Source organism: Thermosporothrix sp. COM3, from assembly GCF_059696735.1.
This window is the reverse complement of the sequence record NZ_AP019376.1, coordinates 407,526-431,054: the sequence shown is the minus strand read 5'-3', so window position 1 is coordinate 431,054 and position 23,529 is coordinate 407,526. Positions and strand designations below refer to the sequence as shown.

At 56.0% G+C, this 23,529-nt stretch carries 19 protein-coding genes; 5 read left to right on the top strand and 14 right to left on the bottom strand.

Annotated features, from left to right (window positions below):
* Positions 1-4 precede the first annotated feature (4 nt).
* From KTH_RS01880 to KTH_RS01870, 3 genes are all read left to right on the top strand, one after another.
* Positions 5-1,285, top strand: a complete 1,281-nt coding sequence (locus tag KTH_RS01880; RefSeq protein ID WP_111320104.1) for a class I SAM-dependent methyltransferase — start codon at positions 5-7, stop codon at positions 1,283-1,285.
* A 48-nt stretch (positions 1,286-1,333) separates the two neighbouring features.
* Positions 1,334-2,314, top strand: coding sequence for a class I SAM-dependent methyltransferase (locus KTH_RS01875; protein WP_111320102.1), 981 nt, complete (start codon positions 1,334-1,336; stop codon positions 2,312-2,314).
* Between the two features lie 490 nt (positions 2,315-2,804).
* Positions 2,805-4,805 carry an aldo/keto reductase gene (locus KTH_RS01870; RefSeq protein WP_111320100.1) on the top strand — a complete coding sequence of 667 codons (2,001 nt, stop codon included), beginning with the start codon at positions 2,805-2,807 and terminating at the stop codon, positions 4,803-4,805.
* A 161-nt stretch (positions 4,806-4,966) separates the two neighbouring features.
* On the opposite strand, the gene KTH_RS01865 is transcribed toward KTH_RS01870, so the two are convergent.
* From KTH_RS01865 to KTH_RS01830, 8 genes are all read right to left on the bottom strand, one after another.
* Complete coding sequence (locus KTH_RS01865) at positions 4,967-5,737, bottom strand: HAD-IIA family hydrolase (RefSeq protein ID WP_111320098.1); 771 nt, start codon at positions 5,735-5,737, stop codon at positions 4,967-4,969.
* Between the two features lie 315 nt (positions 5,738-6,052).
* Entirely contained in the window at positions 6,053-6,688 is a 636-nt protein-coding gene (locus tag KTH_RS01860; protein ID WP_497616136.1) for a LysE family translocator, read from the bottom strand.
* A gap of 201 nt (positions 6,689-6,889) precedes the next feature.
* Positions 6,890-7,405 carry a GNAT family N-acetyltransferase gene (locus tag KTH_RS01855; RefSeq protein WP_497616134.1) on the bottom strand — a complete coding sequence of 172 codons (516 nt, stop codon included), beginning with the start codon at positions 7,403-7,405 and terminating at the stop codon, positions 6,890-6,892.
* Positions 7,406-7,607: 202 nt separating this feature from the next.
* Positions 7,608-8,117 carry an Lrp/AsnC family transcriptional regulator gene (locus KTH_RS01850; RefSeq protein WP_111320092.1) on the bottom strand — a complete coding sequence of 170 codons (510 nt, stop codon included), beginning with the start codon at positions 8,115-8,117 and terminating at the stop codon, positions 7,608-7,610.
* A gap of 572 nt (positions 8,118-8,689) precedes the next feature.
* Positions 8,690-10,384, bottom strand: a complete 1,695-nt coding sequence (locus tag KTH_RS01845) for a protein kinase domain-containing protein (RefSeq protein WP_497616131.1) — start codon at positions 10,382-10,384, stop codon at positions 8,690-8,692.
* A gap of 188 nt (positions 10,385-10,572) precedes the next feature.
* Entirely contained in the window at positions 10,573-12,240 is a 1,668-nt protein-coding gene (locus tag KTH_RS01840; protein ID WP_497616130.1) for an MFS transporter, read from the bottom strand.
* A gap of 416 nt (positions 12,241-12,656) precedes the next feature.
* Positions 12,657-13,136, bottom strand: a complete 480-nt coding sequence (gene msrA / locus KTH_RS01835) for a peptide-methionine (S)-S-oxide reductase MsrA (RefSeq protein ID WP_111320086.1) — start codon at positions 13,134-13,136, stop codon at positions 12,657-12,659.
* Positions 13,137-13,223: 87 nt separating this feature from the next.
* Positions 13,224-13,580 carry a nuclear transport factor 2 family protein gene (locus KTH_RS01830; protein WP_111320084.1) on the bottom strand — a complete coding sequence of 119 codons (357 nt, stop codon included), beginning with the start codon at positions 13,578-13,580 and terminating at the stop codon, positions 13,224-13,226.
* Between the two features lie 158 nt (positions 13,581-13,738).
* Here KTH_RS01830 and KTH_RS01825 point away from each other — a divergent pair, with 158 nt between their 5' ends.
* Positions 13,739-14,539 carry an arylamine N-acetyltransferase family protein gene (locus KTH_RS01825; RefSeq protein WP_111320082.1) on the top strand — a complete coding sequence of 267 codons (801 nt, stop codon included), beginning with the start codon at positions 13,739-13,741 and terminating at the stop codon, positions 14,537-14,539.
* Positions 14,540-14,564: 25 nt separating this feature from the next.
* Here KTH_RS01825 and KTH_RS01820 read toward each other — a convergent pair whose 3' ends face one another.
* The 6 genes from KTH_RS01820 to KTH_RS01795 form a co-directional block, all read right to left on the bottom strand.
* Complete coding sequence (locus KTH_RS01820; protein ID WP_111320080.1) at positions 14,565-15,815, bottom strand: HAD-IIA family hydrolase; 1,251 nt, start codon at positions 15,813-15,815, stop codon at positions 14,565-14,567.
* Positions 15,816-16,011: 196 nt separating this feature from the next.
* Positions 16,012-17,745 (bottom strand): GMC family oxidoreductase, encoded by a 1,734-nt coding sequence (locus KTH_RS01815; protein ID WP_211326056.1) that lies wholly within the window; start codon positions 17,743-17,745, stop codon positions 16,012-16,014.
* A 21-nt stretch (positions 17,746-17,766) separates the two neighbouring features.
* The gene (locus KTH_RS01810) at positions 17,767-18,534 is read right to left on the bottom strand and encodes a gluconate 2-dehydrogenase subunit 3 family protein (protein ID WP_111320078.1); all 768 of its coding nucleotides are present in this window, start codon (positions 18,532-18,534) and stop codon (positions 17,767-17,769) included.
* Positions 18,531-19,556, bottom strand: coding sequence for a hypothetical protein (locus tag KTH_RS01805; RefSeq protein WP_497616126.1), 1,026 nt, complete (start codon positions 19,554-19,556; stop codon positions 18,531-18,533). Before KTH_RS01805 ends, KTH_RS01810 begins: the two co-directional genes overlap by 4 nt.
* A gap of 22 nt (positions 19,557-19,578) precedes the next feature.
* Positions 19,579-20,679: an enolase C-terminal domain-like protein gene (locus KTH_RS01800; protein WP_497616124.1), complete on the bottom strand. Its 1,101-nt coding sequence runs from the start codon at positions 20,677-20,679 to the stop codon at positions 19,579-19,581.
* 36 nt (positions 20,680-20,715) lie between these two features.
* Positions 20,716-22,581, bottom strand: a complete 1,866-nt coding sequence (locus KTH_RS01795) for a glycoside hydrolase family 15 protein (protein WP_497616123.1) — start codon at positions 22,579-22,581, stop codon at positions 20,716-20,718.
* Between the two features lie 403 nt (positions 22,582-22,984).
* Between KTH_RS01795 and KTH_RS01790 the strand changes: the two genes are divergently transcribed.
* On the top strand, positions 22,985-23,344 hold the full coding sequence (locus KTH_RS01790; protein ID WP_111320072.1) for a four-helix bundle copper-binding protein: 360 nt from the start codon (positions 22,985-22,987) through the stop codon (positions 23,342-23,344).
* Positions 23,345-23,529 lie beyond the last annotated feature (185 nt).

Here is a 23,529-nt window from a genome sequence, read left to right as displayed (position 1 = left end):
AGCAATGCTGAGATCACTACAAGAGTATCCCCATTATTTCAGGTCATCAAGTAAAGCGTTTCTGGACGCTGATGGATCGGGTAGTCAGGCTCATCGAGTGGAAGAATGGCTGCTCTCGCTGCTTGTCGAGCCAGCCTTTCAGGTTGCCGAGCGCACAGGTCTGTTTTCCCGATTGCGTCTTCCCTTTGAGAGCGTAGACGAACTGATAGAGCAGTCCCATTTCGACCCCCGTTGTACCCGTTGTATTTTGCAGGTCTTGCTTGCGGCTGGCGTGCTTGAGCTCCGTGACGGGCGTTACATCCAGCGTATGCATTCCGTTCCCGACGTGTTTCATCAAATAGCGCTGGCCTTGCAGACCTTACAGCAGAGCATTGAGGATGGCCTGTTCGCGGCTGTGTCCGAAGATGGGGCGCTGCCTGCTCATGCCTCAGAAACGCTCATCTGGCTCGGGATTGCCCGACGCGAGGATGAGCGGCTTGTGCTGACCGAGGCCGGGCGGCGCTATTTTGTGCCCAATCAGGAATGTTACCTCGGGCAATACGTGTGTTCCATGCGAAAAGTGTTACTCCATATTATTACAAGACTTGAGTCTCTGCTGAAGACCGGGCAAACGGAGACGAGTCAGAAGCCCGAGGTGCTCAAGTCGCTCGTCAGCCTGCTTTATCCGCTGCATCAGGAAGAGGCTCAGCAGGTTGCCGATACGCTGTTCAAGCGGGGCGAGGTGAAGCGTGTCCTTGATCTGGGCACCGGTTCAGGCGTCTGGAGTATCGCGCTGGCCCGCAAGAAGCGGGATATTCGCGTTGATGCGCTTGACGTTCCGGCAGTCCTGGAGAGCACACGCGCCTTTGCGAAGCGCTGTAAGGTGCTATCGCAGTTTCGCTTTACAGACGGCGATCTGCTTCAGACCGAGACGTGGGGTGAACCGCCTTATGATGTTATCTACCTGGGCTACGTCTGTAATGGTTGTAGCGCGGCAGACAATCAGCGCATTCTTACGGCATGTGCTCAATATCTGCGTCCGGGTGGTCATCTGGTGCTGGCTGACTACTGCGCCGATCAGATGGGGACGCTACTGCCCGCGCTGCATGCGCTGTTTCAGGCAACGCTGGCCCGGGAAGGCGGAATCTATGCGGCGGAGACCTACAGCGGTTGGTGCCAGGAGGCGGGATTCTCGGAGCTGGAACAGCGCTCGGTTAGTGCGGGAGTGGCGCTGTTTCTGGCCCGTGCCGCGGCCTCGCAGGAGCATCAGGAAGCTGTGGCAGTTGGCGCGACCGTTGCCGAGTAAGCTACTGGCGTTGGGATGGTCAAGAGTTCGTAGAGGAGCAATGCCTGCATGGAGAATGGAACGATCGCACGATTGGGTGAGCATGTGTGTATACCGCCAGCTCAGATGACTGATATTGCTTTTGCCTTCGCTCAAAGTGACCCGCTCTGGATCGCGGTCAAGCTCGATCTCTTTACCTGGGTTGCTCGTGGCGTGGATACCCCGGCCCGCCTGGCGTTCCTGGTGCCCCTTTCGGAAGCCGCACTCAGCCGCCTGTTCGGAGCGCTCTGTGCGCTTCGCTTTCTGCGTTGTACAGCCAGCGGCTACGCGCTAACGCCGATCAGTGAGCGGTATCTTGTGGCTGATCGGAGCCACTACCTGGGCGACCTGATGCTTGAGCTTCGATGCAAGGTGCGGCTCTGGGAGTCAGACGGCGCGCTCTCTCTCTGCTCTCTGGAAAAGCTACTGCTCGAAACCCCTTTGTCCGATCTGGCGCTTGATCCGCTATTCCTGTTGATGTATCCCGTCGCACGATGTATCATGGATCGTCTGGGTGTGGGCCGCAGCAGGCACGCGCAGCGGATTGCAGATCTGGGTTCTGGTGTTGGAGCGATTGCCGCGCTGGAACTGGACGCGCAGGCGCATGGAGTCGCGTTTGATTTCGCGGAGGCGCTTTTTCAGGCTCAGCGCTCCGCACAGGAGTATGGTGTGAGTGAACGCCTGGAATGCTGTGCGACCGATCTGGCTGCCCTTGAGTTGCCCGGCGAGGCTTTTGATCTTATTTTTGCCGGACATCTTGCCCGCATGCCTGAGGGAGCACAGGCGCTGATCTGGCAGTGTTATCAGGCGCTCAAGCCAGGTGCCTGCATGGTTGTGCTGGAGAGCTACCGGGAAGCGGTGCAGGATCTCTTCGCAGTCAGCCAGCCGTCCTGTACGTCACAAAGGCTCTATCAGTGGTTGAAAGAAGCGGGATTCCGCGTCGAGATCTGGACTGATATCACTGCTGAGGCTGTCCTGATTGCGACTCGTCCCGCATGGGTGGCGCATTGAGTGTTGATAAGGTCAAAACCTCTTCCCGGGTATGACTCAGGAAGAGGTTGCCTTCTGAAATGGACCAGTTAGCAGAGAGAAGCCGCAGCGTGAGTGAGAGAAAGGAATAGGGAAGCAAGCAGATGACCTGGATCTTTGCTTCGTAGCGTGCAGGAGAACACAACCGAAAAAATAGACTCCGCCCGGTGCCTCCCGACTTCTATTAAAATTATAGCATGCTTCAGAAAAGAAATATATCGATCTTTGACAGATAGGCGGAAAAGAGATCCTCTTCTGGTGAAATAAGCGAGGCAATATTCATGAAATAGTGGAATATGCATGCCCTGAAAGAAGGAAAAGCGAGGGCGGGACCGCTTTCAACACTTGACCTGGCTGTTTTACAGGTGATATAAAAGAAAAAACCGCTTGCTTCGTCGCGCAGAAGATTTTGTGTGTCGGCAAGAGCGTATTGTGCATTCGTCACTTGCAGTGAAGCAGACAGGAGGTCAGGATGATCGAAAAGCTCCGATGGGGCATTCTGGGAACAGGTTCAATTGCCGGGAAGTTCGCTCGTGGTGTCACCCATTCTCGAACCGGGACATTATATGCGGTTGGGAGCCGCACACAGGAAGCAGCCGAGCGCTTTGGCGAGCAGTGGTCTATTTCACATCGATATGGCAGTTATGAGGCGCTGTTACAGGACAAGGATGTTCAGGCTATTTATATCGCAACGCCTCACCCCTTTCATGCTCGTTGGGCTATCCAGGCCGCTGAGGCCGGGAAGCATGTGCTCTGTGAGAAGCCGCTAGCGCTTAATCATGCGGAAGCTATGGCGATCGTGGAGGCGGCACAGCGCAACAATGTCTTTCTGATGGAAGCCTACATGTATCGCTGTCACCCGCAGATTGATACATTGCTCTCTTTGATTCGAGATGGAGCAATTGGCGAGGTGAAGCTGATTCAGGCATCCTTCAGCTTCCAGACCTCTCCCAATCCCGAGAGCCGCCTGATGAACAACGCGCTCGGTGGTGGTGGCATTCTCGATGTTGGTGGTTATCCCGTCTCGATGGCTCGCCTGATTGCCGGGGTAGCGAATGGCAAGCCCTTTGAGGACCCGCTGTCCGTCGTGGCGACTGGCGTTGTTGGCGAGACGGGCATTGATGAGTATACCACCGCTTCTCTGGCCTTTCCAGGGGGGATTCTGGCGCAACTGACCACCGGAGTGCGCCTGCGAACCGAGAACGTGGTGCGCGTCATGGGAAGCAAGGGCTCACTGTTGTTGCCCGATCCCTGGACGCCGCCCGATGCGCAGAATACAAAGATCATTCTTTATCAATATGGGAAGGAGCAGCCGGAGGAGATCGAGGTTGAGTGTACCGAGTATCTCTATGGGCTTGAAGCCGATACGGTCGCGAACTCGCTTGAGCAGCGGGAGGCGGCGGCGATGTCCTGGCGTGACTCGCTTGGCAATATGCGGACGCTGGATCTCTGGCGGCAGGCCATCGGTGTTGTCTACGAGGCCGAGAAGCCAGAGGGAAAAACGCTGACCGTCAGTGGTCGTCCGCTTGCTGTGCGTCCCGGGAGCAAGATGAAGTATGGCACGCTGCCGGGCGTCGAGAAGCAGGTGGCGCGGCTGGTGATGGGCGTTGACAACCAGACTGAGTGGCCGCATGCTTCCGTCATGTTTGATGACTACTTTGAGCGTGGCGGCAACTGCTTTGATACGGCCTTTATCTACGGTGGTGGCCGCTGTGAAACGGTGCTCGGTCAGTGGATCAAGAACCGGGGCGTTCGCGAGCAGGTGGTGATTCTGGGCAAGGGAGCGCACACGCCGTTCTGTACGCCGGAGTGGCTGACGAAGCAGCTTCTGATCAGTCTTGAGCGCCTGCAAACCGACTATCTCGACATCTACATGTTGCATCGTGATAACCCCGAGATTCCGGTCAGCGAGTTTATCACGGTGCTGAACGAGCACAAGCAGGCCGGACGCATTCGTGCGTTTGGCGCCTCCAACTGGTCGCTTGCGCGTGTTGAAGAGGCGAACCGTTGGGCTGCCGAGCATGGCCTGTCCGGTTTTGTGGCGGTCAGCAACAACTTCAGCCTTGCTCGTATGGTTGATCCGGTCTGGGCGGGCTGTATCGCGGCTTCCGACTCACAATCCCGGGCCTGGTTAGAAGAGCGGCAAATGGCCCTGATGCCCTGGTCAAGCCAGGCGCGTGGCTTCTTCACCGGTCGGGCGCGTCCCGACGATCACTCTGATCCTGAGCTGGTGCGCTGCTGGTACAGCGAGGACAATTTCCAGCGCCTGGAGCGGGTGAACCAGATGGCCCGCGAGAAGCAGGTGCTGCCGATCTCGATCGCGCTGGCCTACGTGCTCTCGCAGCCGTTCCCGACCTTCCCGCTGATCGGGCCACGGGCGCTTGAGGAGACCCGAACCTCGTTTGAGGCGCTTGAGATCGAGCTGACGCCGGATGAAGTGCGCTGGCTGAATCTGGAAAGAGATCACCTCTAAGCAAGCGGGAAGCACGGCGCTGCCGCGATGGTTGGCACGTGATCGTCAATGATGTGCCGCCGAAGCTGAACGAAGAACAAGAGTGCAGGGAAGGCTGTTCTAGCAGCCCTCCCTGGCTTTTTGTATTCCTTTATATATATAGTATAGAAAGAACAAGGTGATCAGACCTCGATATCCGCGACCGAGTTGAGAATCCAGGTCGGGCGATAGGGGAAGCGCTCTACCTGTTCACGGGAGGTAACGCCAGTCAGCACCAGGATGGTACGCAGGCCGCTTTCGATGCCGGCCACAATATCGGTGCTCATGGTGTCGCCGATCATTACCGACTCCTCAGAGTGAGCGTTCAGGGTGCGCAAGGCCATGCGCATCATCAGCGGATTTGGTTTCCCGATAAAATAGGGCTTGGTGCCAGTTGCCGCGTTGATGAGCGCGGCCAATGCGCCGGTTGCCGGGACGATCCCGCCTTCGCCGGGGCCCATGACGTCCGGGTTTGTCGCGATCAATCGGGCGCCAGCATTGACAAAGCGAATTGCCCGCGAAATGCGCTCGAAGCTGTAAGTAGTGGTTTCACCGATCACAACATATTCTGGATCTTGATCGGTCAGAATATAGCCGATATCGTGAAGAGCGGTTGTCAGGCCAGATTCACCGATAACATAGGCGCGCCCGCCCGGATGCTGTGAATGCAGAAATTGCGCGGTCGCCAGCGCTGACGTGAAGATGGCGTTGGGTGGCACTTCGAGGCCCATATAGTGCAAGCGCATCTGCAAGTCACGTGGGGTGTATAGAGAGTTATTGGTGAAGATCAGAAAAGGAACTTCTTTTTCACGTAGTTTGTGTATAAATTCCGCGGCACCGGGGATGAGCGTTGCGCCGCGAACAATGACCCCATCCATATCGATCAGGTAGTTTTTGATGTTATCCAATGACATCACTCCTTCCGGGAAACCGGCCCCTCACCGTAGTGTTTGTGCAAAGAAGCACTGAATCAGTGTAGCGTAAAGGCGCGTGTCATGTCAATGCAAGGGCGTCTTCTGCCCGTTGCTGCTGGCATGCACTCGCGCAAGGGTCGCTTGCAGAACGTCCCTGTGCTAAAAGAGAGATCAAGCTGGAGAAGCGTTTTGCCTGTTCTCTCGAAACGGGATGCAACTATTCTGTGTTATGTTCTCCTCAATAGAGGAGGCGAGGGCAGGAGTGGGGCCTGCTCCCGCCTCTTTCGCTGTGGAGATGGACGGATGGTTGTCTTGCTAGCCCTCTGTCTGGATGCCGGTAAACGCCGTGATGAGCCCGAGCAGAATATAGATGGCACCGACGACGTAGCGCTGTGAGGAGAGAAAGCCCTTACTCTCCTTCAGTTTGCCGCTCAACAGGCCTGCCAGCGAGGCATAGATGTTGTCACAGCTAAACGAGAGCGCCACAAAGAGGCTGCCGAAGAAGAGCATCTGCACAATGATCGAGCCCCGAGCCGGGTTGACGAACTGAGGCAGGAAGGCCAGAAAGAAAAGTGCCGACTTCGGATTCAGAATTTCTACAACGAGCCCTTGGAGGAAGGCTCGCGATCTTTTGACCGGTTGCATGCTCTGCTGTTCTACTTTCCCGCGCTTGATCAGCGTGCTGAGGCCGAGGAAGAGCAGGTAGGCCGCTCCCAGATATTTGACCAGTGAGAAGGCCAGGCTTGAGGAGACCAACAACGCCGAGAGACCGAAAGTGGCGGCAAGCACCTGCACGATATCACCCAGAGCAATGCCGAGCGCCGAGATTTGCCCGATCTGTCTTCCCTGGGCGGCGCTCCGTGTAACGATATAGAGCATCGCAGGCCCGGGAATCAGGAGCAGCGTCATTGCAGAGGTCAGAAAGAGAAGTAAGGTTGTGATGTCTGGCATTTCGGTCCTCCTGAATAGCGTTTTTGAATATTTTTTATTCTCTCTACTATGCTGGTTTTTTATGCATGTGTAAGCTGCAAGCCTGGATGCAAGACTTGCTTTACTTTAAAACAGGATTTTCAGGCCATAAGAGAGCACCGGGGAAAGAGGGGCGCTCTTTGCCCGATGCTCTTGTGTGATACTGTCCGCAAACGGCTTGCTTTAGTGCTGTTGCGGGTTCAGCAGTTCGTAGAAAGCAACGTCCTCACCATCGTCTTGAACTATCCCGACAAAGCGCATGCCGAGCTTCTCCGCGATCCGCCGGGATGCCGTGTTTGCCGGAACAATGGTCGCGACGATGCGCGGCAGGTTGCACCGCGTGAAGCCATAGTCGAGAACGGCTCTGGCGGCTTCTGTGGCGTACCCCTTGCCCCAATGGGGTTGGGAGAAGGCGTAAATAATCTCGACATGGTTCTGATGCTCGTGTGGATAGACCAGCCCGCAGAAGCCGACGAACTGTCTCTTGGCCCGGGTTTCCACCGCAAAGCAACCGAACCGGTGATCCTGATAGTTCCATTGAGATTTCTCAATCCAGGTGGTGACTTGCTCCGCTGTCAGCGTACTGCCATCGCCCATAAAGCGCATGGCAAGCGGGTCGCTGCACAGGGCATACATCTCCTGAAAGTCGTCATCTCGCAGATAGCGAACGCGTAGCCGCTCCGTTTCGGCAATCATCATCCCTGCTCAATCCTTTCAACATCGCTGTGCTCTCTCATGGGAAGCATTGCCAGTGTACCATAGCACTGCAATGCAGCTTGCTTTTTACTTGATCTCGCTTGCTCTTCTGCCGGTATTCTACTCTACTGCATGCCCAAACGAGGGCGTCAAAAATCACCACAGAGAACCCCTTCTCTGCGGTTGAGAGAGCGCCACACCCGAGTTACCAGGAGCGGTCCGCGTCGCTTTCCTCTGGTTGGCCGTGAATTTTGCGATACAGGGCAACGGTTGTTTGTTGCTCCTTAATCGTACCCAGAGAGATATTTGTGGTTGTGTACACAGATCCGGGGAGCCGCCGCAACGCCGTGATCAGGTGGCGCAGATCGCGGGCGGAACCCGTCTGCACCTTGAGCCAGTACGTGGCTTCGCCATCCACCTCGTGGCATTCGAGGATACGCGGATCCGAGCGCACAAACTGCTCAAAGATCAGATCCTCATCGGGCGTCGATTGCATATTGACGCGAATAAAGGCAGTGAGACCGAGGCCCATTTTCTCGGCAGACAGATGCGCCGAATATTTCTGGATGATGCCATCCCGCTCCAGGCGCTGGACACGCGCATAGACAGATGGCCCGGTCATGCCGATCTCCTTGCCGATAGCCGCATGCGAGAGGCGACCATCCTCATTCAGCAGTTCCAGGATCTTGAGATCAATATCATCTAACGTGGTCATACCACACCATCAGAAACCGCAGGCTGCTTCCTACGACTGGTAGTATTGTAGCACCTTCTCTTCAATAAATCAATAGCTCTCTCTGCTATTTGCCTATGAATCGTTGATAAGGTGAGCAGTATTCCCTTCATTTCCGGGCATCTGTTGAGAAGAAAGGGGAGAATACGCCTGGCTGGCTGTTGTGTAGCAGCGATAGGAAGAGAGGCACAGATTGATAGCCTGGTATGAAAATGGTGATCTGCTGAAAGAAACGAATTGCAAGGAGTGCATTGATATCGGTCTCTCTTCTTCTGAAAAAGGGCATACAGGGAGTGCTTCATATGACGAGGACGGTTTCGGGAGGCCCTCCCCGTTTTGATGATAATGCATCGGGAACCATGCTTGTTTCTCGGGGATGAGATAGCGTTCTGATGGGGCTGATGAAGCGGGAACAGCTCTCTTTCTGGCTTCATCTCTTGTGAGCGCTTCCCTTGCTCACCAGTACCTGTTTCGAGGGAAGATGTGACCCAATCGCCATAGAGATCGATGGTGAAGCGATCAGTGCAGCCTTCTCTTCTTCAGATGGGGAGACGCTAGAGCTTCCAGAGCCGGACGTTGCGGAACAGGGCGGTTGTGGGCTGATTGAGCGCATCGACAAAGGTCCCGATCTGTCCATGTTCGGCGGCGATGGAGCTCTGTTTCAGAAGTTGCCCGTTGACATAGAGCTGTATCGTTGTATCGCGCACGATGATCCCGAGCGTGTTGGCCTCGTTGGGCTTTGTGTGGATTGCCGCGCTGCTTCCCTCGGCCAGGATTTGCGCCCCCTGACGCCTGTTCTCTGTGTAGCGTATCAGCCTGTAGCGCCCCGAGAGCTCGATTTGAAAGACGTAGAACAGGCTGGCCCCTTGCGCGTGAAACAGAATGCCCGCCGTGTCGCCCTCAACAATTGTAACCTCCGCCGAGTAGCCAAAGTTCTGGAAGTCGCTCGCGGTGGCAATGCAGGTTGTGAACAGGTTTTGCTGTTTCTGGCTGACCGCATAGGCATGGTCTTGCATCATGCATGAGCCTGCCTGATCGCTGGTCAGCTCCCATTGGAAGGCCGGGCTGTTCTGCTCGAAGGGAAAGACGGTCGGCGTCCCCTGCACCTGTTGGAGAAATGGTGACGTGGTTGTCTGCTCTCTTTTCTGTGGAGATTTGTGCTGAAGGCCGCTGAAATGCGCCTGTAGAAGCAGGCAGAGAAAGCCGACCGGGGCGAGCATACAGAGCGCCAGGATCAGCAGGATGGGGTGACAACCGCGCTTGCGCTGTGGCTCGACTCGGGTTGGAGGCTGCTTTTCCGGTTGTTTCTGGGCCTGCTGTGACGGTGGTTTCTGCTGTGGCGGAGGCACAAACTTCTGTATGATCGTCTCGTCGGTATAGGTGCGCGGGCTTATCAGCGCCTTTTCCAGCGTTTGAGCAAACCGCAGCACCGAGCCAAAACGCTCCTCGGGATCTTTCGCGAGCGCCTTTCCCAGTACGGTATCAACTGCCTGTGAGAGGCGTTTGTTCAATTCGCTGGCCGGTCTGGGCGAGCGATGTAAATGCTGGTACAGGATCTGCTCGTCAGTCCCCTGAAAGGGTGGTTTCCCGGTCAGCATCTCATATGCCATGACCGCCAGGGCATATTGATCGCTGGCAAAGACGGGTTTCCCCTTGATCTGCTCGGGTGCCATATAGGGTGGGCTGCCGACCCCCTCATGTTTCGTGCTGGTTGTTGTCGTCAGAATGCGCGCAATCCCAAAGTCAGCGAGGTGCAGATAGGGAAGACCGGTGGCGCTCTGAGTATCGAGCAGGAAGTTTGACGGCTTCACGTCGCAGTGCACGATCGCGTTTTGATGCACATAGGATAGCGCGTCGGCTGCCTGATTGATAAAGAAGATTACAGCCGAAGTTGAAAGCGGCAGCGGTTGCCCCGGGCGGTGTAACCAGTCGTGCAACGAGCCTGCCTGATAGTAAGGCATCACGAAGTACGCGGCAAGGCCCGGCTCCTGATCCTCGATCGTCCCGGAGTCGTACAACGGCACAATCAGCGTATGGGTGAGGTGGGCGATAATATCGATCTCGCGCTTGAGATCCCGCCGAAGCTGTTCCGCGGAAAAGCTGTTTGAGGCGTCAAGCGCAATCACCTTGATCGCAACAAGGCGCTGATGTCTGATGTCGCGTGCCCGGTAGACGGCGCCCATGCCTCCTTTACCAATCTCTTGAGTGATCCGGTAGCGTTGGTCCAGAAGCCTGTTCTCAAGCTGCATGCGTGTGTCCTCTTTTCATATGAGCACCGCACAGGGCGATGAACACCGTCCTTTTCCAGTGAAAACGGCATTTCAAAATCAAGCAACGAATATATTATTTTATCTCATATTCCGACCATACAACAAGAGGAGCAACAAAAAGCAGAGCGTACGCCCGCAGACGCCGCTCTGTCCTTCAACCGAAAAGCCTAGCGAAGCACTTTCTTGCCCGATCGGTTCAGCAGGATCAGGGCCACGTTCACCAGGCCAATGATACTCGCGATAACCCAGACATTCTTGAAGGCCGATACCAGCGCATCCTTGAAGGTCTGCGTGATAGTCTGTTGTGCCGCGTCAATGGCGGCTTTTGCCTCGCTGCTGGTTTGCTTCTGCGCGAGTGCTTTTGTATCAAGCTGCCAGTTTGTAATCACGGTCTGGTCGCCGTGAGTTGTTTGCTCGTTGACGAGCTGTACAATCTCGGTGCGTGAGGATTGGGGCAGGCGGGATTCGGCCTGAATGGCGGTGTTTACCTGCTGCTGTGCTTGCGCGATGTTGACGTGCGACTGGAGCGTAAAGAGGCTGATCAGGATCGTCACGCCCATCGTGGCCCCAACCTGCATAAACGTATTGTAGATGCCGCTTCCCATGCCGAGTTGTGTGGGTGGCACATCCATGAGCGACAGATTGGAGAAACTGGAGAAGGCCAGTCCCACACCTGCACCGATCACCGCGGCATGCCAGACCGCCTCAAAGGCTGTGGGATTTGAGGGCAGGAGTAACAGGAGCAGCATGCCAATTGAGATCAGAGCCATGCCAAGCGCCGCCGTTCTCGCCGGACCGATCAGGCGCCCGAGCGTATTGGACAGGCTTGCCGCGATCAGTTCCGTCAATGGAAGTCCGATGGTGAAAAGGGCAGCATGCATCGGATCAAAGCCAAGCGCTTTTGTATAGAACAGCACCAGCAGCAGGAACGCGCCCTGTGCTGCCAGATTGGCAAGGAACATGTTGACGTTCGTTATGGCAAAGCTCCGAATCTTGAAGAGCGAGAAGCGAACAATCGGCTCGGCCTGGCGCTTCTCGATCAGTACGAAGGCGATCAGGCCAACCGCGAACGCGATCAGCAAGCCCAGAATCGGCAGAGAGGTCAGGCCCCACTCACTCCCCTGGATGATTGCCAGTACCAGACAGAAGAGCGATGCTGTCAGGACCACTACGCCCGGAATATCGACGCGCTTGCTTGCCTCCTGATCCCGGCTCTCAGGAACGAAGAGCAGCACCATGATGATACCGGCAACGCAGAAGGGTAGATTGACAAAGAAGATCCAGCGCCAGTTGAGCATCTCAACCAGAATACCCCCCAGAAGCGGGCCTGCTGCCGCCGCCGCGCCAATGGCGGCACCCCAGATGCCGATGGCACGTCCACGAATCTGGGGCGGGAAAATATGGGTAATAATCGCCAGACTGATCGGGTTAATGGCTGCCGCGCCGATGGATTGGAGCGCGCGGGCCGCGATCAAAAAACCAATATTCGGGGCCAGACCGCATAGGAGCGAGCCCAGGCTGAACATGATCATGCCAAAAAGGAACATACGTTTCCGCCCGAACAGGTCGGCCAGACGGCCCATCGTCACCAGCAGGACGGCAAATCCCAGGTTGTAGGCGTTCAGCACCCAACTGACGGTTGTCAGATCGGTTTGAAGCCTGGTCTGGATCTCGTTAAGCGCGACATTCACAATGGTGACGTCCATAAGCACCATAAAGAGGCCGAACATCATGGAGAGAAGCGCTAACCAGGGACGGACGTTCGGCGTTCTGGCTGCGATTGCGTGTTGTGGCTGAACATCTCGCACTCCGGCAGTATGATCTGTCGGTGGCATATGCTTTAGCTTATCCTTTCGTGAATAGATAGATATCGACGTATGGACGAAACAGACAGAATGAAGGCATAAGAAAAGAGAACATGATAGCGCATGTTCCTGGCAGGTATCCTAGAGGATCGTCCGGGGTGAGGACCGCAGGCGAGTTGCAGGATACAGGACGATGATTGATGCTCTCTGAGAGACGCGCCTTACTGTTGCTTCGTGCGAAGCCCGGTCATCCGATAGCACAAATACGTGGCGTTTCTTGTCCGAGTTATTGTATCATATTCGTCGCGAACTGATACATCATAACCCCTGTAGTGGTTATTAGTGTAGCATGCCCGGGAGAAGATTGCAAGGGGAGTTGCAGGGAGAAGAATAATGTATGCAGGCGGGCCAGGGCAGCTTGTTGAACTGCTGCCACTGGCCGACGATCAGGCAAAGTGGCAATGCGAGATGCCGCGTTTTGCCAGATACTGCTGATGATAGTCTTCTGCTTTGTAGAACGTTGATGCCGGAACAATCTCGGTTACGATCGGGCGGTGATATTTGCCCGATTGCTCCTGACGCTCTTTGGAAGCGAGCGCAGCCGCCTTTTGTTCTGGCGTGTGGTAGAAAATGACCGAGCGATACTGTGTCCCGATATCGGGCCCCTGACGATTGGGCGTCGTCGGATTATGATTGTCCCAGAACAGGGTGAGCAGCTCGTCATAGCTGATCTGCTCCGGATCGTATTCGATCTCGACCACCTCCGCATGGCCGGTTTTGTCGGTGCAAACATCCTCGTACGTCGGGTTTTCCAGATGCCCGCCCTCATAACCAACAGTGGTCGAGAGGACGCCCTTTTGTGTACGGAATACTTCTTCGACGCCCCAGAAACAGCCCGCGCCGAACGTTGCTTTTGCTTTTGCCACGGTGAAGACCTTCCTTTCTTTTTGGCTTCCTTCTCTAAGAGAAAACAACCGTGTCGGGGCGTTTGTTCCGTTCGATTGAGCTGTCTCCTATTCGTCCCAGACCTGAATGGTGAACTGGCGTGTTATCAGGCCGTCTCGAAGATCGAGAAAGGTGGCCGCGAGCATCGGCTGACCGCCGGGATACTGGCAGAGTTCGGTGAAGGCCAGCTTCTCCTTGCTGATGACCTCATCGACAATCGTACAGGCAAGGTGACGGGTCGTATTGTCGGTGTAAAAGTCGCAGATGGCCTCTTTCCCCTTCAGCTCCAACGGCGCGGAGGGCGGATGCAGCGTATCAACGATGGTCAGGCAGGCGTCGTCGGCGTAGAGCGTGGCAAGTACATCAACATTTTCCTGTTCGATTGCCTGTCGCAGTGTGGTAATATTGAGAGTTGTTTGTGTCATCACAAGTGCTCCTTACGCATATTCTACCTGAGGACAGCATAACATGGATCATTTTCAGTATATCCTTTCCTCAAATCAGGGGAATGCTGGAGCTGAAGAGCACTGTTATAGCAAGTACAGAGTAGATGCAAGCTCAATACAAATAAGGATAGAGAAATATGTTTGAGGATCAGCTTCAACTGGATGCCTATTTTGAACGAATCGAGTATCAGGGGCCAGCAACCCCCACAGAAGAGACGCTGTTTCAGCTTCACAACGGGCAGATCATGCATATTCCGTTTGAAAACTTCAGTGTACTGATGGGCGAGCCGATCGCGCTTGACCCGGCCAGCCTGTTTCAGAAGCTGGTTCAGAGCCAGCGGGGCGGCTATTGCTTCGAGCTGAACGGGCTGCTTGAGCAGGTATTGCGTCAGCTCGGCTTTCAGGTGACGACGCTGGCGGCGCGAGTGATGATTGGTGGCGTTGTGCAGCAGAAGTCACATAAATTGATGCTGATCGAGCTGAACGGGCGGCGCTGGCTCGTTGATGTCGGATTCGGCGGTAATTGTCCGGTTGCTCCCCTGCCTCTGGAGCCGGGTGTTGAGGTCGATCAGCGGCTCGAGGTGCTTCGGCTGGTCACCGATCCCGATTTTGGCTACATCCTGCAACATAAAGTCAGGGACGAATGGAGGCCGCTCTATGGCTTCACGCTTGAACCATACTATCCCGCCGATTACCGGATGATGAATTTTTACACCTCGCACTCGCCTGACTCGCCTTTTATACATAACCCTATTTGCGCAATCGCGGCTCCCGACGCCCGGGTGATACTCAATAATATGGAGTTGAAGATTCGCCATGTGAACGGCGAGAGCCATACAATGGAACTGGCGGATGAGACGATGTTCCGCGATGCGCTTCGTTCCTACTTCGGGATTCGCTTACCGGCTGGTGCGCAGTGGAGCAGGGGCAACCGCTAGAGGCTGCCCTTATCGCTCGTGCAGGCTAGCGAATAAACGCTCGCTCGGTCTCTGTCAGCGCATCGGCAAGCCAGCGGCGTTGTAGTGGCAGGAAGGGATCAGGCAGATGCTTGGAGTCGACGAAACGCGCTTCGATCGTCTCCTGTCGGTCGCTGCGGAGCGTGCCGCCTGTTACCGTGCACCGGAAGCAGGTCGTGATAAAGTGAATGACCTCCCCGGAAGGATATGAGAAGACCTGGGTGGTGGGGTCGGAGTAGACACCGCTGAGCCGCTCAACGCGGATCTGTAGCCCTGTCTCCTCCTGTATCTCGCGGGTGATCGCTTCCTCGACCGTTTCCCCCGCCTCAACATGACCCGTGGGCAGGCTCCACAGGCCGGTATCGCTTCGCTGAACCAGCAGCACCTGTCCCTCCGCATTGAGCACAACAGCGGCAACGCCCGGCTGTATGCTCTGCGGCCAGCGATAACCAAGCGGCTTGTGAGGCTGAATCGTGTACTCTTCATCGAAGAGCGCGGCCAGATCCGGAATAATGCCATCCGGTTCGCGCAGGTCGCGGGCTCCGGTAAACAGGCGTGTGCTGGGAGCCGCTTTTGAAATAAGCAGAGCACTGAGACCCGCCTGATGAGCGCCAAGAATGTCGCTCGCAGGCGTATCACCGATCATCACAATGCGGGAGGCATCAACGCCATCGAGGCTCTTCTGCGCCTCAAGAAACATGGTGGGCGATGGCTTGCCGATGACGGTCGGATACTGCCCGGTGGCGGTTTGCAAGGCGGAGACGATCGCGCCGGTGGTAGGAGCGGGCCCCAGAGGCGTCGGGAAGGTCGCGTCAACCATTGTGGCGATAAAGTGTGCCCCTCTTCGGATATGGAAGGATGCCTGTTTAAGTTCGTTATAGGTAAAGAATTCCTCGCAGCCCACAACAACAGCCTCGGGGTGCTCCTCATCGATGCTGATGCCCACTTCGTTGAACTCCTGAACAACGCTCGGGCTGCCAATCGAGTAGACGGTGCGAATGCCCTGTTCGCGTAAATAGAGGCAGGTTGCCCAGAAAGCGCTCAGTATTTCCTCTTTGTGTGCCTCAATGCCCAGGTTGCGCAGGCGTTCAACCAGTTGTTCCCGGGTTGCACAGGTGGCATTGGTCAGAAAGCGAATCTGCTTTCCAGCGGCCCGGAGTCGTTGCAGAGACGGAACTGTATGGGGAAGCGCCTGACGCCCAACATAGACGACACCATCAAGATCAAGAAAGAATGCGTCAAATCTGTCAGCCAGCAAAAGAAAAACCTCCTGATGTAGAAAAAGCCCCGTCGGAGCCTGGATATGGCCCTTACAGTATAGCGGTTTTTGCGCCTGGACGAAAGGTTGTTGCTGACGCTGGAAAGTCGTTTTTAACCCGTCATAAAAAGTTTTGCGCCGTGCGAAATAGCAAAAAAAAAGGGCTCCTCTGCTTAAAAAAGAGGAGCCCTTTGGATTACCTGATTCTGGGAGTGCCTTTCCCCTTTATGCCAGGAGGTGAAAGCTGTTTCCGCACTGGCGGCTGCTCTACGGAGGGAGACCGCCCTGCGAAGATGTCGGCGGCGTTGGAGATCATATAGTCAGCATTGCGAGCGGCCAGCGCCTGAATGGTCAGCCCGGGATTGGCTGAGCCCTGCGTGGGAAGCAGGCTCCCGTCACAGATAAACAGGTTCGGGATGTCATGTGTCAGGCCAAAGCTGTTTGTGACCGAGGTCCGGGGGTCGTTGCCCATACGCGCTCCCCCGACCAGATGCGCATAGCGAGCCTCCTCAACGACCTCCTGTGCTCCCGCAGCATCCAGAATCTCCGTTGTCTTCTGTACGCCTGCTTTCGCAATTTTGCGATCGTTGTCATGGAGCCCGAACGTGATTTTCGCGACGGGAAGGCCGTACTGATCTTTCTCCTCGGCCAGTTCAACGCGGTTATCTTCCCAGGGGAGAATCTCACCCAGGACGCCAAGCGGTGCCCAGTGGTTGTAGTCCATCATCACGCGGCGCAGGCCCCAACCCCAGGCTCCCTTTGCCATCAGCATTTGTTTGGCAAAGGCGATCGGCAACGGTGCGACTGTTTGAATGGCAAAGCCGCGTGCGAAGTCATTTTTGGGATTGGTTTCGTAGAACTCCTCGGTAAGCGAGTGGGCGGGTGGGCCCTTATACATGCGGATTGGGTCCTCAAAGCGCCCCAGAACGACATTGCCAATCTGCACCATCAGATAGCGACCGAGCGTGCCGCTGGAATTGGCGAGTCCGTGTTCGAAGCCCGGGCAGGCCGAGTTCAGCAACAGGCGCGGCGTCTCGATCGCGTACCCACAGACCACGACCACCTTTGCCCTGAGCTCACGTTCCCGCTTGTCCGGATCGAAGTAGGTGACGCCGGTAGTCCGCCCGTTCTTCATGTTAATGCGGGCCACCATGCAGTTTGCACGGATCTCGGCCCCATGATGAATGGCGTCTGGAACGTGACTGACCAGGGTACTCTGCTTCGCGCCGACTTTGCAGCCCTGAAGGCAGAAACCGCGATAGATGCAGTGCGGGCGATCATTGCGTGATCCTTCCAGAATTGCGACCGGGCCGCCACTGCTGACCGGGATGCCAAGTTTGCTACAGCCCCGGGAAAGGACGTCGGGCACGCCAGCGGGCGGATGTGGCCCAAACGGGTAGCCGTGCGGGTCACCCCAGGGATAATAGGCCGGACCGGCAACCGGAATTTCCAGCTCAAGCAGCTCGTAATAGGGCTTGAGCGCTTCATAGGAGATCGGCCAATCGATCCCGACGCCGTCTTCGGAATAGACGCGGAAGTCCGAGGGATGGAAACGCGGCGTGAAGCCCGCCCAGTGCACAGACCCGCCCCCGACGCCCTTGCCGCTATTATTCGCGCCGAGCGTGATTGGATCGCTGCCGCCCGTGATGCGCAGGTCGTTCCAGTAGAGCTGGTGTGAGCCCGCCTCATCGCTGACCCAATCGCGTTCGGTATCCCAGAACGGGCCTGCCTCAATGCCAACGACCTTGAAGCCAGCCCGTGCCAGCCGTTGAAGCAGCACCCCACCGCCAGAGCCGACGCCGACAATACAGAAATCGACCTCCTCATCAGGATCGAAGCGGCGCATAGGCGTCTCGATCTTCTGCATCGGGCCGAGGTGATGGACTTTGTCCTCTGGCTTTCTGAAGGCTCCGAAAAGCGGTTTTTTCATCGCGTGTCATTCCTCCCTTCGCTAATGGGTGCCGCCCTGTCCGGGAGGCTGTTGACCGTGTCCACCGGGGCCGCCCGGCTGCTTGTATATATCGGAGAGGGAGGTAGGGGGCCCCTGCCACTCATAGCGTTGTTCCTCGACCTCCCAGGGCTCAGGCGCACCGCCTGTCAGGCGCATATAGCCACGTGGATAGGCAGGTCCTCCGAAGCCGATTTCATCCCAGGCGTAGGGGTGCGCATAATAGACTCCGACCGCATCCTGAAGGATCAGGAGCCAGAAGTAATGCACCTGCATTTTCTGCCAGATCTCGTGTGCGGCGGGTGGCTCGGCGGAATGCAGGGTGAGCAATACCTGATCCTGCTCGTGGGGGCCAAGCTGCACAAATGGCTGTTGAAACAGATGCTGAGCGATCTCATCAATCGCCCGCAAACCGAGACGGTAGGCCTCGTCATCGGGTGGCATCGATTCGTAGCGGTAGCCATCGATGCGCTTGTGATAGAGGCGCTCGTCCACAAAGTTCACAATGGGAATGGTATGCTCTTCGTCCCGATCGTCCTGCGGGAGCAAGCGATCAAAGATAGCTTTCGCTAGCTCAGCCTCTTCAGGCGTAAAGAAGCGGATCGGCGGCACATGTTCGACGCGATCCAGGACGACCTTACGAGTTGCCTCATCCCAGAACGCCTGCTGATCGAGCGTGTGGAAGCCAGGATAGTAGCCGGGTTGCGCGCGCGGTGGAATGGGTTGCCCGGTGTGTGGATCGACAGGCAGACGGTCGGTTGAATGCTTCATGGTCGAGTCCTCCTCAAAAGACTTGCAAGCAGTCCCAGAAAGCCGGTCGAGGCGAAGAGTAACGGCGCGAAGATGGGCGGGCCATAGAGCAGGTTATAGAGAAACTTCTTGAAGCCTCCGGGGCGGCGGGAAATGCCGCGCAAATGGTAATAGAGCCCGAGCATACCGTTGATGGCGGCCAGCAGCGAGGTAATCGGCAGCAGCGTGCGAGCAATCGTGCGGCTCCAGATGGTGCCGATACCAGCGATCATGACCAGCGGCGAAAGCAGAATAGGCGTCCACTCGATCTTATAGGTGAAGTTGTTCTTATAGTGCGAGTACAGGGCCTCGGCTCCACTGAAGAAGGCTGAGAGGGCCGTGGCTCCGCCCATCAAGCCCTGAAAGCGTCCCTCGCGGATATCCTGTTCTGTTGAGAGGAGCTCTCTGACCGGGGCTTTGGGCATCAGGTCCATCCAGAGCGGGAACCGCCTCCTGACGCCTTTCACGTGTTCAAAGAGCTCGGGAGGAAGGGCGTTCTCACTGCGCAGAAAACTGGTAATCAGGCCCAGAAAACCGCTGGTTGCAATCAGCAGCGGCGCAAAGAGCGGTGGTCCCATCACAATATTGAAGATCGGGAGCCGCCACCCGCCGGGCTTGCGCTGGACACCGCGAATGTGCAGAAAGAAACCGACCACGCCATCTAGCGCCAGCAGCAGCGACATAATGGGCAACAGGACGCGAGCAATCCAGCGGTTGAAGATCGCGCCGATGCTGCTGAGAATATGACCGCAGCAAAGGATGACCGGTGTATACATGATCTTCTGGCTGTAGCTCCCGATATAGTGTTCGTAGGCGACTTCGAGCCCGCTCAACAGGCTGGCGCAGGCCGTAATCACAGCAAGACTGCGCTGGAAGCGTCCCTCACGGATATGCAGAATAATCGTGCGCTCCTCCTGCGCCAGCGATGCAGGAAGCAGGCGCTGAAGCCACTTTGCGGGTAAAGGCCACGTCTGGACAACGCGCATGGGTGGTTTGGCTTTCATAGAGTTGTGTTCCCTTTCGCTCTCAAATCGCATAGCGTGCGACGTCGGCGCGTTTGAGCTCAAGCCCCATACCCGGACGTGAGCGGTCTGGATACAGTGCACCTTTGTGGGGCGTCAGCACGCCGTCAAACAGCAGATGTTCAATGCGTACATGATCGTGAAAGTATTCCATATGGCGGAAATTGGGGACGGCACAGCAGGCATGCACATGGAGTGCCGGGCCACAGTGTGAGGAGAGTGGCAGGCCGTGCGCTTCGCAGAGGGCTGCTACACGCAGGAATCCGGTAATTCCCGCGCAGCGTGTGGCATCGGCCTGAAGCACATCAACAGCCCCGGCGTCCAGCATGCGACGAAAGTACCAGAGATCATACCCGTATTCCCCGGCAGCAATATCCATGCCAGCGGGCGCCCGATCCCGGATGAGGTGCAGGCCTGCCAGATCATCCGAAGAAACGGGCTCCTCAAACCAGCTCACGCCCTGCTCGGTGAAGCGCTCAGCCTGGGCCAGCGCCTGCTTGCGGCTGTACGCGCCATTAGCATCGACAAAGAGTGCACAGTGTGGACCGATGGCCTCACGTGCCTCACGAACGCGCTCTATATCGTGGTCGGGCTCTCTACCGATCTTCATTTTTACGCGCGGGATGCCCTGTGCGGCCCAGTCTCCTAGCTGCCGCTGTAACTGCTCACGTGAATACGAGGTAAAGCCACCACTGCCATACACGGGTGCGCACTCGCGTGAGGCACCAAGCAGCGTGACCAGGGCGACATCAAACAGGCGAGCCTTGAGATCCCAGAGGGCCGCATCCACGGCAGCGATCGCCATTGAGCTGATGCCAGGTCGTCCCAGATTGCGGATAGCTGCAACCATCGCTCGCCAGCAGCCGGGCACGTCCAGCGCGTTCTGACCGGTGACGATGCCCGCAAGCAAGCGCTGAATCAGGTGGCCCGTGGCCTCATCGGCATAGGTGTACCCGAGGCCACAGCGATCGCCCGCGTGCGCCTCTACAAGCACGATCGTTGTCTTATCCCAGGTATAGGATCCATCCGACTCGGGGAAGTCGGTCGGAATAGTACATGCTGTCACCTTGATAGCATCAACCGCCACTTTCTCAAGTAATGTCATAGCTTACCCCTTATTGCGCTTTCTTGTCTCTATCTCTTATCTATAGTCTCCATAGAGTGGTCTGGGTGTGAGCTGTAATTGTCCGGGATGCCTGTTTAACATCTTATCCATCGTAGTGCAGGCGCTAATCAGCGATAGATGCGTAAAGGCCTGAGGAAAGTTCCCGAGCGCCTCACCTGTCGGGTTGATCTCTTCGGCATACAGGCCGACGTGGTTACTGTAGGAGAGTAGCTTTTCCAGCAGCAGGCGTGCCTCCTCCAGGTGCCCGGCAAGGGCCAGATTTTGCACAAACCAGAAGCTACAGGCGCTAAAGGTCCCCTCCTGTGAGCCCAGGCCATCATCTGCGGCATACTGTGGCAGATAGCGCCGGACCAGCGCTCCGCTGGCAAGCTCGTTTTTCAGGCGCCGAAGGGTAGAGAGCACGCGCGGCTCTTTCGTCCCGGTAAAATGAGTGAGCATCAGCAGCAGTGAGCTTGCATCAATCGCCTCGCTTCCGTAGTATTGCACGAAGCTCTGCTTCTCCTGACTCCAGCCACGTTGCATGATCTGCTGATAGATCCTGGAGCGCATTTTGATCCAGCGATTAATAGGGGCAGGCCAACCGCGCAAGCGGGCGATGCGGGTAGCGCGATCGAAGGCCACCCAACTCATCAGGCGTGAATGAACAAATTGTTTTGGGCCGCCACGTACCTCCCAGATGCCTTCATCAGGGTCCTCCCAGTGCTTTTCCAGCCATTCAAGCAGCAAGAGCAGATTACTCCAGAGATCGTATGAAATGGCGTCATAGCGATTGTAAATATACAATGCGTCCAGCATCTCGCCATAGATGTCAAGCTGTTTCTGGGTATAGGCTCCATTTCCGATACGCACAGGGCGGCTCTTGCGGTAGCCTTCCAGGTGGTCAAGGGTGATCTCGGTCAGCGTCTGTTGACCGTTAATGCCATACATGGGCTGAAGCGTGCCCCCCTCTTTGAGCTCATGACAGCGGTTATCAAGCCATTTCATAAACGCTTCGGCCTCCTGCGTAAAGCCAAGCGAAAGCAGGCTATCGAGCGTAAAAGAGGCGTCGCGTATCCAGGTATAGCGATAATCCCAGTTGCGTGCACCGCCGACTGATTCGGGCAGGCTGGTAGTTGCAGCCGCCAGCAGAGCGCCTGTAGGAGCATAGGTGAGTAACTTCAATACCAGAGCCGAACGCTGTACCACATCGCGCCAGCGCCCCTGATAGAGGCATTGGGAAAGCCAGCTATGCCAGTACATGGCCGTGTTCCGAAAGGACTGATTATACTCCTGCTCATCCAGAGGGCGGGGCGAACTCCCGTCTCTATGACCGCTCGACAGGACGAAGCGAATGGTATCGCCATCGTGTAGCGTCAGCGTTGCCTTTACACCTCCGTGCCCATCTTCTTCCAGCGGGATCGGCGAGGCGAGGCCCATCGTTATCTGCTTGCTCTCAAAGATGGCTCCGGTATCGACCAGGTGGACCTTGTGTCTCATACGCGCATAATCGAACGTGGGCCGACAATGAATGGTAAAGGTCAGCGAGCCATGAATGATACTCAGAGCACGTACCAGGAAGTGTTGAAGCTCCGTCGATTCCGCTTCTTTGATTGGCATGAAGTCCGTCAGTTCTGCGACGCCCTCTGTGCTGAGAAAGCGCGTCAGCAGAATGTTTGTTTCGGGAAGATAGAGCTGCCTGCATTTGACCTGCTCGGTAGGCGAGATGCGAAAGAAGCCGCCCTTGTTTGCGTCAAGCAGGGAACAGAAAACGGCGGGTGAGTCAAAGCGAGGTAGACAGCACCAGTCAATGGATCCATCAATGCCAACCAGTGCCACAGTATGCAGATCTCCGATGAGTGCATGATCTTCGATTGGAAGATAGGTGGCGGGTTGTTCACTCATAAAACGATATCTCCTCAACTGAACACGACAGTGATCCTCTGTTCACACGTATAGAGCGGGGTGTGATGTTACATGCTCTGCCGTAATAGACGGTATTGCCTGTATTTTGTGTTTCGGGGTGAACACGCTTTATTTGTGGGCCGGAGAGAGCCGGGAAGGGCATGCGCCGCGCATGTTTCCGCCCCATTGTCACCTTTTTGAGCTTCGTTCGTGAGAAACAATAGCGGAGCGTGTCGTTTATTCAGAAGCGCGTATTTAGCGTAGGAGTAGAATACAAGTGGTGAGTTGAAATAGGGCAAAGTGGCCCTGTTCAATAGTTCTATCAGTCGAGTACTTTGCCGGTAAAGGGCAAAGTCTCGTTTCTCACGTAATAGTCGTAACCGCTCAATAAAAGGAGGAAAACATGCAGCGTACAACGACAACCCAGAAGACGCTTCAGCAATGTATTCAGGAGTGTCATGAGTGTCATGCAAGCTGTCTCCAGACCCTTCAATACTGTATTCAGCAAGGTGGGAAGCATGTCGAACTTGACCACATTCGGCTGATGCAGGATTGTAGCCAGATGTGTCAGATGTGTGAGGATTTCATGCTGCGGCAGTCGCCCTTGTATGCGGCACTGTGCACGCTTTGCGCTCAGATCTGTCTCCGCTGTGCCGAGTCCTGCGAGAAGGTAGATCCGAACGATGCTCAGATGAAAGCCTGTGCTGAGCACTGCCATCGCTGCGCACAGACCTGCCAGCAGATGTCTCAGGGAAGGGCATAGCTCCTTCTACTCCCGTTTGTTGTGGCGGCACCTGTTTTCCACTCTGGAAGCAGGTGCCGAATTTTTATTTCAGCTCATCTCTATATATTGTCAGTATCTCTCCCGGGTAATCTATTATGCCATATCATAGAATTGATGAATCTATACTTTTCTGTTTCAATGCACAGTATAGTGAAAGAGGAAAC